This window comes from Holdemania massiliensis (genome assembly GCF_022440805.1).
In the GTDB taxonomy this organism is placed as follows: Bacteria; Bacillota_I; Bacilli_A; order Erysipelotrichales; family Erysipelotrichaceae; genus Holdemania; species Holdemania massiliensis_A.
Genome location: NZ_JAKNTK010000001.1, coordinates 3,529,240 through 3,541,895, shown reverse-complemented (window position 1 = coordinate 3,541,895; position 12,656 = coordinate 3,529,240). Strand labels below are relative to the sequence as shown.

Genomic DNA, 12,656 nt, shown 5'->3' with positions numbered 1-12,656 from the left:
GCCTACCTTTAGAATGAAAATAATTCACCTTAGGCAAAGAAAGTGGAGTTGGTGATTTTCTGGTAAAAGAGATATTCCATGAACGTGTCTTAACCGAATTGCACAAGGAGGTTGGCTTAGACAAGGAGGAGAGTATTGATGATTCGACAATTAAGCGGTTTTCTTGAAAAGCCGCAATTATATGCTTCCAGTACTGGAGAGTTCTGGAATGACGCGCATATATCCAAAGGGATGCTGGCGGCACATCTTAATCCGCAGGAGGATGCGGCAACTCGAAAGCATGAATTTCTTGATCGATCGGTTCAATGGATTGCTAAAATTGCACCGCCAGCCCAATATAAGTCCTTATTGGATTTGGGTTGTGGTCCCGGCCTTTATGCACAGCGGTTTCATGCGGCCGGATATTGCGTTACGGGCGTAGATTTTTCCAGACGTTCGATTGCCTATGCAAAAGAACAGGCGATGCAGCAAAACAGTACTATTGAGTACCATTATCAAAATTATCTGACGATTGATTACAAAAATCAATTTGATGTCGTTACATTGATCTACTGCGATTATGCCGCGTTGCCGATAGCGGACAGACTTCTTTTATTAAAGAAGATTTATAAGGCGTTAAAACAAAACGGGAAGTTTATTGTTGATGTTTTTACACCAAAAATGAGAAAAAACGAAAGCCGTTCCTGGCAATGCTGCGAGGAAGGTGGTTTCTGGTGTGAAAAGCCGCATATTTGTTTGGAGTCTGTATACCAGTATGATGATGAGGATGCCACAGAGCTTCGTCAATGTGTTGTTTTGACCGATGAAGTGATAAATTGCTACAATATATGGGATCATTTCTTTTCCAAAGAAAAGCTGTTATCAGAAATTCAAACCGTAGGCTTCAGCAGTTTTGAATTCTATGGTGATGTAGCAGGAAAGTCCTTGTCGGACAATGACGAAACGATTTGTGGTGTTTTTACAAAGTAGGTTTCACTAGGTTTTATTGGTATTGGACGCACTATGCTGCCTAGTTGTTTTCAACCCAAACGGTTTGACGTTTGAAAAGATATTAAAGGTCGTATGTTCCATTACAAACCCTTTTCAGCCGAACCTGCAACTCATCATTAGCTTCTCGCGGATTGATTTTCAGAGGAAGATGCGGTTTAATAGGCCTGTCAGCAAGCTGGACAAGGACTTGCTGAATTTGCCTTTTTACAGCCCGGCTGTATAAGCACACGTACCCGTTTTTAGGGTATATATTCAAATTTTGATTTTATATGAGTTTGCGGAACGCTCCCGCAAAAACTTGCATAGTCTTTAAGCAGTTGTTTCGCTTTCAGACAATAAAAAATGAAACGCAGACCGGAAACAGACAATGCTGTTGGATCTGCGTTTTTTGTTTTTATCAGGAAAGAGCGTTATTGATCCTCATCGGGATCGGGAAGCAGGGTTTTTAGTTCTTTTAACGGACGGTGAGGCTCCAAATTTCTTTGTTCCTGCAGGCGATGTTGATGACGCAGCTGATTGACCTGTGCTTCCAGTTCACGGGAACTGAGCCGCATTGCGCCCTGCCCCAGAATGATCAGCTGTTCCATACCGTCGGACGTCGCTACAGTCACTTCAAATTGATCGGCAAGCTGATGCGTTGCTTTTTCGATGTAGGAATCCGCGGTCTGAGACGTTTTCGTATAGACAACATAAAGATTATGCAGCTTTTGAATGGAGCCGGGATTGTCTTTAACCTGATAGGCATCAAAGACGATGATCAGGATTCCCGTTCGAGTTCTCTGGAAGCTGGATAAGCGCTGGATCAGCTGTTCGCGGGCTGCCGAAAGATCTGCCTCAGCCAGGGGAATGAGTTCACTCCAGGAATGAATCATGTTGTAGCCGTCCACTAACAGACATTTTGTCTTGGGCTGCTGCTGCAGAATTTCAACATGCTCCGGCATTTCCTTGCGCCGGACTGGTGAGTGAACGGCAGCTTTTTCTTTCGGCTTGTGCGTTCGCTCCATGACCCGTTTCAGTTCGGCGTCATCCACTGTATAACGGTTATGATGATAACCGGAATCGCTGCTGAGAGGGGTCTGCGGATGCCACTGGGCTTCCAGATGCATGTGTTCGCTGACTTCATCATATCGAACAAGGAAGCCGGCGCCATGGCTGCAGAAAATCGAATCGGCAGGAAAATCCAGATCGCCGTCGCAGTCATAACCGATGGCTTCAATTACAGCCTCCTGATCAGCGCAGGGCTGATAACCATCAAAGGTACAGGTTAAGCGGCCTAAGCCATGGGTGTACGCGGTCAGTTCCGCCTGGTAATTGCGCATTTTGGCAACTGGAGACGTTCCTTCAAGAATAACGGTTTCTTCCCGCGTTTGCGTGATGGACGACTGGGCCTGCATTCTTTCCAAATCAAACATCGCCCGGCTAAGCTGTCCCGAAGGCAGTTCCATTCGAAATTGATAGATGGGCTCCAGCAGCTGACAGGAAACGGAGCGCAGTCCCTGACGCAGAGCACGCAGGGTTGCCTGTCGGAAATCGCCGCCTTCAGTATGTTTGATATGAGCTTTGCCGGCGATCAAGGTGATTTTGATATCGGTGATCGGCGATCCGGTTAAAACCCCCGGCACTTCCATTTCATCAAGACAGTTGAGAACCATTTTCTGCCATGGCAGAGCTAAGAAGTCAACCGGGCAATCCGAAGTAATCTGAATCCCGGAGCCAGGCGGCAGCGGTTCTAACAACAGATGAACTTCCGCATAATGGCGCAGCGGTTCATAATGACCAACGCCTTCCACCGGCTCCAGAATCGTTTCTTTATAGTTGATCTTGCCTTCATCCAGCTCTACATCCAGATGGAAGCGATCGCTGATCAGCTGTTTTAGAATTTCAATCTGGACATTACCCATCATTTGAATGCGAATTTCCTGAGTAGGGGCATGAAATTGCAGGTGCAGCTGGGGATCCTCTTCCTCCAGCTGTTTCAGCTGGCGGTACAGGGCAAAGGGATCGCAGCCCTGCGGCGGAATCAGACTGTAGCTCAGACAGGCCGAAAGAATCGGGGAACGGGCGGGCTGCTCAAAACCCAGGCCATCATGAATTCCCAGCTTCATCGGACCTTTCAGACAACAGACATGACCGGCTGACACTTCATTGACCATGGTAAACTGTTCACCCGAATACAGCCGCAGCTGATCAACCTTTTCCCCGTTGTCCAGCACCTGCTTGGCTTTGAGGGTGCCGCCGGTGATTTTGACATGGGTTAACCGCGTACCCTGACGGTCACGGGATACCTTAAAGACACGGGCTCCAAAGGCTTCGGGATAAATTTTTTCCTGTGTGTAGGCATCAAGTCCATCCAACAAGGCTTCAATGCCCTCGTCTTTAAGCGCCGAACCAAAATAACACGGAAACAGGGAGCGGTCGGCAACGGCGCTCTGGATCTGTTCGACGGATAACGTTCCGTTTTCCAGGTAGCTTTCCAGCAGATCATCCCGCTGCATCGCGATGTTTTCCATCTGTTCTTCTGCATGCGTAAAATCCAGGATCCGCGGATCCAGCTGTTTCTGCAGTGCTGCCATGACTGAAGCAGCATCCGTGTAGGCGATATCCATCTTGTTGACAAACACAAACGCTGGAACATGATACGTTTCCAAGAGCTTCCAGATCGTGTGCGTGTGCGCCTGAACACCGTCGATGCCGCTGATCAGAACGACAGCGTAATCAAGCACCTGCAGCGTGCGCTCCATTTCCGCACTGAAGTCAATATGACCGGGCGTATCCAGGAGTGTGAATTCGGTCTCTTTCCAGGGGAAAATGGCCTGCTTTAAAAAGATCGTAATACCTCGGCTGCGTTCCTGACTGTCATAATCCAGAACGGTATCCTGATGATCCACACGGCCGCGCTTACGAATTTGGTTGGATAAATAAAGAAGACTTTCCGACAAAGTGGTCTTGCCGGCGTCGACGTGCGCCAGAGCGCCAAGAATAATCGATTTCATAGAAAAATTGTATTTCACTTTCAGAGATTGTTCAAGTCTTTTGCCAGAGTTTCCTGCAGCTTTCAGCGGACAGCGGTTCCCTCGGGTATTTGTTGAAGGCGATAGTACAGAAGTATTGCTTTACATACGGCCTATCCTATCTTCCTGCAGTCAGATTGAAGAGGAATTTTCAGTGCGGGATTTTAAAGCCATTGACGACCATGTTTTGGGCAGGCATAACAGCAGCAGTGGATAAAATTCCAGCCGTCCTGCCAGCATGACCAGGCTGAGTACAAATTTAGAAAAGGCTGGGAAAGCAGCATAACTGCCCAGCGGGCCAACCGCGTTTAATCCGGTGCCGGAATTGTTCATACAGGTTAAAACTGCGCTGCCGGCCGTTTCCAGATCACTGCCCATCGCCGCTAGGAAAACCCAGCCGACAATCAGCACCGTCAGATAAATCAAAATAAACGTTAACGTACGCTGAATCGTAACCTCAGGAACGGGTTTTCTGTCCAGCATCACGGATTTGACAAGCTGCGGCTGACGGCTGCGGTGCAGTTCACGTTTCATCGTTTTGACAGCCAGGATGACCCGGCTGATCTTTAATCCGCCTCCGCTGGATCCCACGCACGCTCCCAACATCGTCAGCAGCGGAAGCAAGAGCCGGCATAACTGCGGCCAACCGTTAAAATCGGCATTGGCGAATCCGGTCGTACTGACCGCGCTGGAAGTCTGGAAAAAGGCGAGACCCAACGCATCCAATAAAGCCTTTCCATCCAAGATCAGACTGCTTGCAACCAACAGCCAGGATCCCAGAAAGATAAGGATATACCAGCGCAGTTCCTCATTTTTGAAAGCTTGCGCGGCTTTGCCGATCAAAATCAGCCAGATCAGCTTGAGATTAGCTCCGAAAAGCAACATGAAAACAGCGATGAGGGTGTCCACGGCGGGAGACTGGAAGGCGGCAATGCCCAGATTGCGGGTTGAAAAGCCGCCGGTACCGGCCGTGGCCAAAGCATGACAGACACTTTCCCACAGCGGCATGCCGGCTAAGCATAAACCGATCATTTCCAGCACGGTAAGCCCGCAGTACACCAGGCACAGCAGGGCGGCATTCTGACGAAAGCGCGGAAATAATTTCTCGGCAGCCGGACTGGCTTCTGCCTCCGCTAAATTCATTGTACTGCCTTGAGAAGCGGGCACGGCCATCACCATAAAGACGACAAACCCGATGCCGCCGATCCACTGCGTCAGCGCGCGCCATAACAAAAGCGAACGGGGCAGAGCTTCAACATCAACCAAAACCGTGGCTCCCGTCGTTGTATATCCAGAAATGATTTCAAACCAGGCGTCGATGGCGGAAATCTGGCCGTGAAGCAGCAGCGGAAGCATGCCGGTCAGCGACAGGATCAGCCAGCATAAAGCGATGCTCAGCAACCCTTCCCGGGCGGAAAGGATCCGCTGGCCATAACAACGGCGGACAAGCAGGAACCCCGGCAAAGCACAAAGCAGAATCGGGATTAAAAAGATACCTGGACGTTCTTTCTGCAAAAGCGCGAAAAGCAGCGGAAAAACCATCGCCGCAGCTGATCCCAACAGCGATCCGCCGGCGATCCAGCCGGCAAATTTCCGGTTCATAACAGCCGCGGCGAATCCTCAAGCAGATCCGCTAGCCGGCGAACCTGGCCGGAAGGCGCTAAAACAATGATAAAATCACCGGTTTGAAGCTGATCCTGGCCCGTGGGAATGAGGATCTGGGCAGATCTCAGAATCGCAGTGATCAGGATGTTTTTCTTTAACGGCAGATCCATCAGCCGGGCGGCGATGATCCGTTTGGCATCCGGGCCAATTTCAAATTCCAGAGCCTCGATTTGATTGTCAGCCAGAGCGTGCAGGGTGACAATTGGGTTGTCATCCCGACTGTCAATCGAACGGACATAACCCAGAATCTGTTCAGTAGCTAAATCTTTTGGCAGCACGGTGCGGACTTTGGCCTGATGCAGAATCGGCAGATAAGAATGGGTGTTCTGCCGGCAGAACACTAAGCGGATTTTCCGTGCCTTTGCATACAGAGCGAGCATGGCGTTGACTTCATCGCTGCCGGTTACAGCGATCAGAGCATCCATTGCGTCAAAGCCTAGGGTCTGTAAAAACGGATGATTGGTAATATCGCCCTGACAAACATCCATGTCCGGGAACCACTGGCTGATCAAGGCACAGCGTGCCGGATCCTTTTCCACCAGCGTGATCTGAAGACTCTGTCCGGCAAGCTGCTGACAGACTGACAGTCCCAGATCGCCTCCGCCTAGGATCATAATCCGGCGAATTTTAGTTGTCTGCAGTTTCAGCCGACTGAAAAAGCCCAACGCCTGACTGCGCGAGGCACTCAGCGTTAAATGATCCTGAGCCTGAATGATAAAATTACCGCGGGGAATGGAAGCTACGCCGCGGCGCACGCACAGGCTGAACAAATAACGGCCGGGATAGGCTTGGCGAACCTCGATCAGATTTTTGCCGATCAACGGTGAATCGTCATCAATTTCAAATTCCATCAGTTCAATGCGGCCTGCGGAAAAACTGTCCACATTGACGGATGCCGGAAATTCCAGAATTCTGACAATATCCCGGGCTGCCAGTTCGTCAGGATTGAGTGACAGCGACAATTTCAGATCCTGACTCAGCAGGGATAAAGATTTCAGTCCGGTTGATTCCTGGAGCCGAATCAGCGCGATGCGGCAGCCTAAATGCCGGGCCATTAAGGCGCTGAGAATGTTGGCTTTCTCATCCCGGGTGACCGCAATAAACAAATAAGCCGAGGCTGCTCCGGCTTCGTTTAAAACATCCAGATCCATGCCGGATCCCTGCAGGCACAGCACATCCAGCTGACGGCTGACCCGCTGGCAGACTTCGGCATCAGCGTCGATCACGGTGACGCTGTGACCCTCTTTCATTAAGGTACGCGCCAGATGATAGCCGACGTTGCCGCAGCCGGAAATAATGATATTCATAAGTATTCCCCCAGTCAGAAAAACGGAAGGCTTCCCGCGGGGATAACAGGCCGACTGTTCCTTGCGGGTTATTCATAATTTTATTATACCACGGCGGCGGTTCACTGCCAAAACCGCTTTTCGCGGGAACGTAAAATCTTGCATCTTCCGTCAAAAATCGATGAATCGCCATATCGGGTTGTAGCGGCTGTCTGTGCTGAGAACGGCGTAAAGCGGGCTGGTCAGGATTCCTCTCAACCGGATTTTGCCCAGAGAAAAGGTTCGGAAATTTCCGAACCTGGGGGGTTATTCATCATTCTGACAGTCTTATAAGCACCGATCCAGAATCGCCAGCACTTCTTCAATCTTGGCCTCCGCCTGTTCCGGCTGTTCCTGCATCGCTTCTTTAACGCAGCCGTGAATGTGGGCGCTTAGGATCTCCTGGTTGACCTTGGCTAAAATCGCAGAAGCAGCCTGGATCTGGTTGGAAATGTCGATGCAGTAGCGGTCGTCTTCGACCATCCGGATAACTCCGTCAATCTGACCCCGGGCTGTTTTTAACAGCTGCAGGGTGCGTGCAGCATCAGCTTTCATCTACGCAACGGAAACGACTTCGTAGCCGGCATCCGTGACCGCTTGAATCAGTGCGCTGTCTTCGACAGGCTGACTGCAGGAAACGACGGCTTTCTTTTCTTCCAAAGTTACTTCCGCATTGTCGACACCGGCCACCGCTTTCAGTGCGGCTTCGACGCGGGCCTTGCAGTGGGCGCAGGCCATTCCGTTGATGATCATTGTTTTTGTCATGTTCTTTTCTCCTTTTGTTATCGATTCGATTTTTGTGACGGTCGTCTGCAGAGCAGGCGCCGATGTGGCTTCACTCGGTTCATTTGGCCGTGGGCTGGAGAACAATTTCAGCCGCAGGGCATTGGAAACGACGCTGACGGAGCTTAAGCTCATCGCGGCGGCGCCAAACATCGGATTCAGCTTCCAGCCTAACATCGGAATGAAGACGCCGGCGGCCAGCGGAATGCCGATGCTGTTGTAGATCAAAGCCCAGAACAGATTCTGCTTGATATTGCGCAGAACCGCTTTGGACAGCTTGATCGCCGTGACCGCATCCCACAGATCGCTTTTCATCAAGACGATATCCGCGGATTCAATTGCGACGTCGGTTCCTGCGCCGATCGCAATTCCAACATCGGCCTGTGCCAGTGCCGGAGCATCGTTGATGCCGTCGCCGATCATTGCAACCTTGCGGCCCTCGGCCTGAACCTGACTGACGACCTGCTGCTTATCGGAAGGCAGGACTTCAGCGATCACCTTGTCAATTCCAGCCTGTTGGGCAATCGCCTGAGCGACCTGCGGATTATCGCCGGTTAACAACACGACGTCGATCCCCATGCGTTTCAGTTCCGCTACGGCTGCCCGGCTGGTTGGTTTAATGGTATCCGCAACCGCGATCATGCCCAGAATTGCACCGTTTTGGACAATGAACAAAGGCGTTCGGCCCTGACTGGCGGCTTGGTGATGCAGTTCTTCGATCTGCGTATCGGCCAGCCCCATTGCCTGCATCATTTTAAGATTGCCGGCGGCGCAGGGCTGATTGTCAATCGCAGCTGAAATCCCCTGTCCGGCGATATTCTCAAACTGTTCGATTGGTTTGGCAGAGGCATTTTGCTGCTTCGCATAACGAACGATGGCTTCCGCCAGCGGATGCTCAGAAACAATTTCCAGGGACAGCGCAGTGTTCAGTAAGGCACTCTCGCTTTCACCTAAGACGACGACCTCGACAACTTCCGGCTTACCGGTCGTGACCGTACCGGTTTTGTCCAGGATCACGGTCTGAAGGGAATGGGCGGTTTCCAGCGCTTCGCCGGATTTGATCAAAATTCCATTCTCTGCCCCTTTGCCCGTTCCCACCATAATCGCCGTCGGCGTGGCTAAGCCCAAAGCACAAGGACAAGAAATCACCAGCACAGCGATCCCGATTGAAACCGCAAAACTGATTGATTCTCCCAAAACCAGCCAGATCACAGCGGCCGCGATCGCAATTGTGATGACGACCGGCACAAAGACGCCGCTGACTTTATCCGCCAGCTTGGCAATCGGTGCTTTGGAAGAGGACGCTTCTTCAACTAAACGAATGATCTGCGATAAGGTCGTATCTTCCCCGACTAACGTGGCTTCCATCTCCACGACACCGCTTTTATTGACGATGGCGCCGATGATTTTTTCACCGACCGTGCGCTCAACCGGAATGCTTTCCCCAGTGATGGCAGATTCATCAAAGGACGCGCTGCCCTTTACGATCACGCCGTCTACCGGCACGCTTTGTCCGGGTTTGACACGGATATGGTCCCCTGGCCGAACCTCTTCGACCGGAATTTCCGTGAAGTCTTCACCACGAAGAACCCAGGCGGTCTTCGGCGCTAAATCCATCAGCTTGGCAATCGCTTCTGAGGTCTTGCCTTTGGAACGGGTCTCCAGATATTTGCCCAACGTGATCAAAGTCAGAATCATCGCGGACGTTTCAAAGTACATATCCATCGCCCAGCTGTGAACTTTGGTCATATCCATTGTCCCCAGGCCCATGCCGATTTCATACAGAGCGATGATGCCGTAGATAATCGCTGCGGCGGAGCCAATGGCGATCAGCGAATCCATGTTCGGCGAACGCCGCCATAAATTTTTAAAACCATGGGTAAAATAATGCCCGTTCACGATCACGATCGGCAGGCATAACAAGAACTGCGTCAGCGCAAAGTTCATCGTATTCGCATGACCGAGGAAGAAGGACGGCAGCGGCCATCCCATCATGTGACCCATCGACAGGTAAAACAGGGGAAGCATAAAGATAACCGAGATGATCAGATGGTTCTTCATCGTTTTCATCTGTTTTTCCATCGGATTCTCTGCTGCTGGTTTTGCGGAAGCGGTCGGAGCGCCATGTTCTTCCGCGTGATATCCCGCCTGTTCCACAGTCTGCATAATTGTTTCACTGCTGAGCTGATTTTCATCAAAGCTGACGGTCATCTTATTGGCTAATAAATTAACATCGCATTGTTCTAACCCATCCAGCTTGCGTACACTGCGCTCAATAGCGGCGCTGCAGGCGGAACAGCTCATCCCTGTCACATCGTAGGTTTTTTTCATTCCATCACCTCTCATACCCCACCCCTAGGGGGTGTGCAGCTTTAGAATATCGCACATCGCTTTTTCTGTCAATGATGATGCCTTCTCTTTTTTGGGCGCTTTTCCATAAAGCTCTTTATTAGGATGAAACGAAACGGATAATTCATTCAGTCGTTTTATAAAAGTAAATCAGCATTGTCGCTTAATGTTTGCGATAGTGAAGCAATAGCGCTTCCTGCGGTTTGCGCGGGCGGGGTTCAGGGTGTTCTGCCGGATAACCCAGAGCGATGGCGGAGACTAGCTGTAGTTCTGGATAGCCGATCAATTCTGTGATTTCCTTCTCAGTATATTCTGTATCCCGAATCCATAACGAACCCAGACCCAGGTTCACCGCCTCCAATCCGATATGTTCAATCGCTGCGCCGATGGATAACAAATCACCGGTTGTCCACAGTTCATCCGCTTCTCTTAAGACTAGGATTAACACTGGAGCTGTTTTGATGATTTCGGCTGTGTATCGAGAGCTGTTGACATAGCCCGGCAGTTTCTCATCATGGGATTCAAATAATTGAAGCATGATGTCCGCAATCTGATCTTTGATTTCAGCTTTTAAAATCATGAACTGCCATGGCTGACGATTCTTGGCGGATGGACATAGCCTTGCGGCTTCAATTAACTTTTCCAGTTTTGCTTCTTCAATGGGTGTTGATTTAAATTTGCGAATGCTTCTGCGCTGTCGGATCACTTCTTCTAATTCCATCACTGAACCCTCCTGCTTATTTGTAAGCCTGATTTTATTGTAAGGGATTTGGCAGAGAAAAACATGAAATTCTTAGGATAAATCATGCTGATGCCGAGGAAATTTAAAAAATTTTCAATAATTTAAAAAACTTGCGGGGCTTTTTTCAATTTTGCGCAATATTAATAACAGAGGGACGATTCAGTCATTTCTGATTTTCGGCATTCTGCCTTTGATACCTCCTGGAATGAATCGCCTCTCTTCTGTTTTTTCCTACAAAAGTATTCCACCATAAGAAAAACCGCATAGGCAACCAGAAATCAACGGATAAGTGCGCAATAAGTGGTGGACGCTACTTCAATCCTTCTTTACAATAAAGCCAGAAATCTTTGAAAGGAGAAGGAAGATGACGATTTATAAAGCAGCGGCACTTTTGTATGTTGGGTTTTTGATTGCGGCGTCAGCCGTAGCCCTTTATTTGCTTGTCTTAATTATTAAAGCCTTGAAGAAATATATTCATTCCAAGGATGTTCGTGAAGAAAAAAGCGCGATGAAAAAAACTTTAGGCGAGGAGCTTAAGGAAAATCGACTTCGCTGTAAGATGACTCAGGAATTTGTTTCAGAAACTCTGGGCGTCAGCCGGCAGGCGGTGTCCAAATGGGAAAACGGCATCGTTGACCCCAGCACCTCCAATTTATTGGCGCTTGCCAAGCTGTATGGAATATCCGCGGAAGAACTGCTGAAAAATGTCAGTACCGGAGGTGGAAAAAATGTCGGGGATTAAACTGAACAGCCACAGGTGGCAGATTTTAGACGTGACGACATTGAAGCTGATTGCCGCGGGATTGATGCTGATCGATCATATTCATCAGATGTTCGCCGCTGCCGGCGCTCCTCTGTGGATGACGATGTTGGGCCGGCCGGTATTTCCTTTATTCTTATTTGCCGCTGCCGAGAGTTTTCATTATACCCGCAGTAAGAAGAAGTATTTGCAGCGGCTTCTGGTTGCGAGCTGGGCAATGACGCTTTTTACACTTGTGCTGCAAAGAATCGTTCCCAATGAAAATGTTGTATTGATGAATAACGCATTCAGCACTTTCTTTGTCGCAGGACTCTATATGTTATTTTGGGATTGGTTTAAGGAAGGCGTTCAGAAAAAATCCCCTGGAAAAATCGCAAAGGCTGTTCTGTGCTGTTTCATTCCGATTTTGTGCGCGCTTCCGATTTACTTTGTTGCCTTGTTGTCGTTCAATCAACACATTCCGGCTTCAACCATTCAGCTTCTTTCAGCTATCGCTTTGCTTATCCCCAATATTCTGACGGTTGAAGGTGGATTTTCACTTGTTGTTTTAGGCCTGGTTTTCTACATTTTCAGAGAGCATAGGATTATACAGATTCTTTGTCTGCTGCTTTTATCTTTCGTTGTAGGTATTGCCGGCGGCAGAATTCAATGTCTGATGGCTTTGGCTGCGATTGGGATGGCGATGTATAATGGTGAGCGCGGAAAAGGAATGAAGAATTTCTTCTATCTATTCTATCCCGTTCATTTAGGCCTTCTCTATCTCATCTCTGCCTGGGTTTTATAAAGCTGCAAAACAGCCAATAATTATAGCACAATATACCGAAAAAAATTGAAAATGAAAGATAAATCTAAATTTCACAGTTTACGGGTGCTTTTTAATAAAATCGTTCAAAAATCAGCTTTGAAAATGACTGATATTATATCATGATTATGACAGGGTAAACTGAAAATGAATGATTAACTGAAAATTCACCCTTTTTCAACGATTTTTGAAGAAATCATTCAAGAAAGCACAGGAACAGATATTCAGA

General features: G+C 49.1%; 9 protein-coding genes. 3 read left to right on the top strand and 6 right to left on the bottom strand.

Going from position 1 to position 12,656, the window contains the following annotated elements:
* Positions 1 to 138: 138 nt before the first annotated feature.
* Complete coding sequence (locus MCG46_RS16335) at positions 139 to 969, top strand: class I SAM-dependent methyltransferase (RefSeq protein WP_240280922.1); 831 nt, start codon at positions 139 to 141, stop codon at positions 967 to 969.
* A gap of 431 nt (positions 970 to 1,400) precedes the next feature.
* Here the strand turns inward: MCG46_RS16335 and MCG46_RS16330 are convergent, their stop codons facing one another.
* The 6 genes from MCG46_RS16330 to MCG46_RS16305 form a co-directional block, all read right to left on the bottom strand.
* Positions 1,401 to 3,983 carry an NYN domain-containing protein gene (locus MCG46_RS16330; protein ID WP_240280921.1) on the bottom strand — a complete coding sequence of 861 codons (2,583 nt, stop codon included), beginning with the start codon at positions 3,981 to 3,983 and terminating at the stop codon, positions 1,401 to 1,403.
* Positions 3,984 to 4,133: 150 nt separating this feature from the next.
* Positions 4,134 to 5,603 carry a TrkH family potassium uptake protein gene (locus tag MCG46_RS16325; protein ID WP_240280920.1) on the bottom strand — a complete coding sequence of 490 codons (1,470 nt, stop codon included), beginning with the start codon at positions 5,601 to 5,603 and terminating at the stop codon, positions 4,134 to 4,136.
* Complete coding sequence (trkA, locus tag MCG46_RS16320; protein WP_240280919.1) at positions 5,600 to 6,973, bottom strand: Trk system potassium transporter TrkA; 1,374 nt, start codon at positions 6,971 to 6,973, stop codon at positions 5,600 to 5,602. Before trkA ends, MCG46_RS16325 begins: the two co-directional genes overlap by 4 nt.
* A gap of 306 nt (positions 6,974 to 7,279) precedes the next feature.
* Positions 7,280 to 7,546 carry a metal-sensing transcriptional repressor gene (locus tag MCG46_RS16315; protein ID WP_020225536.1) on the bottom strand — a complete coding sequence of 89 codons (267 nt, stop codon included), beginning with the start codon at positions 7,544 to 7,546 and terminating at the stop codon, positions 7,280 to 7,282.
* Positions 7,547 to 10,105 (bottom strand): heavy metal translocating P-type ATPase, encoded by a 2,559-nt coding sequence (locus MCG46_RS16310; protein ID WP_240280918.1) that lies wholly within the window; start codon positions 10,103 to 10,105, stop codon positions 7,547 to 7,549.
* Between the two features lie 181 nt (positions 10,106 to 10,286).
* Positions 10,287 to 10,844 carry a nitroreductase family protein gene (locus tag MCG46_RS16305; protein WP_240280917.1) on the bottom strand — a complete coding sequence of 186 codons (558 nt, stop codon included), beginning with the start codon at positions 10,842 to 10,844 and terminating at the stop codon, positions 10,287 to 10,289.
* A 385-nt stretch (positions 10,845 to 11,229) separates the two neighbouring features.
* Between MCG46_RS16305 and MCG46_RS16300 the strand changes: the two genes are divergently transcribed.
* Entirely contained in the window at positions 11,230 to 11,607 is a 378-nt protein-coding gene (locus MCG46_RS16300) for a helix-turn-helix transcriptional regulator (RefSeq protein ID WP_240280916.1), read from the top strand.
* Entirely contained in the window at positions 11,594 to 12,409 is an 816-nt protein-coding gene (locus tag MCG46_RS16295; RefSeq protein WP_240280915.1) for a TraX family protein, read from the top strand. The genes MCG46_RS16300 and MCG46_RS16295 overlap by 14 nt, the downstream gene beginning before the upstream one ends.
* The last annotated feature ends 247 nt before the right edge of the window (positions 12,410 to 12,656 follow it).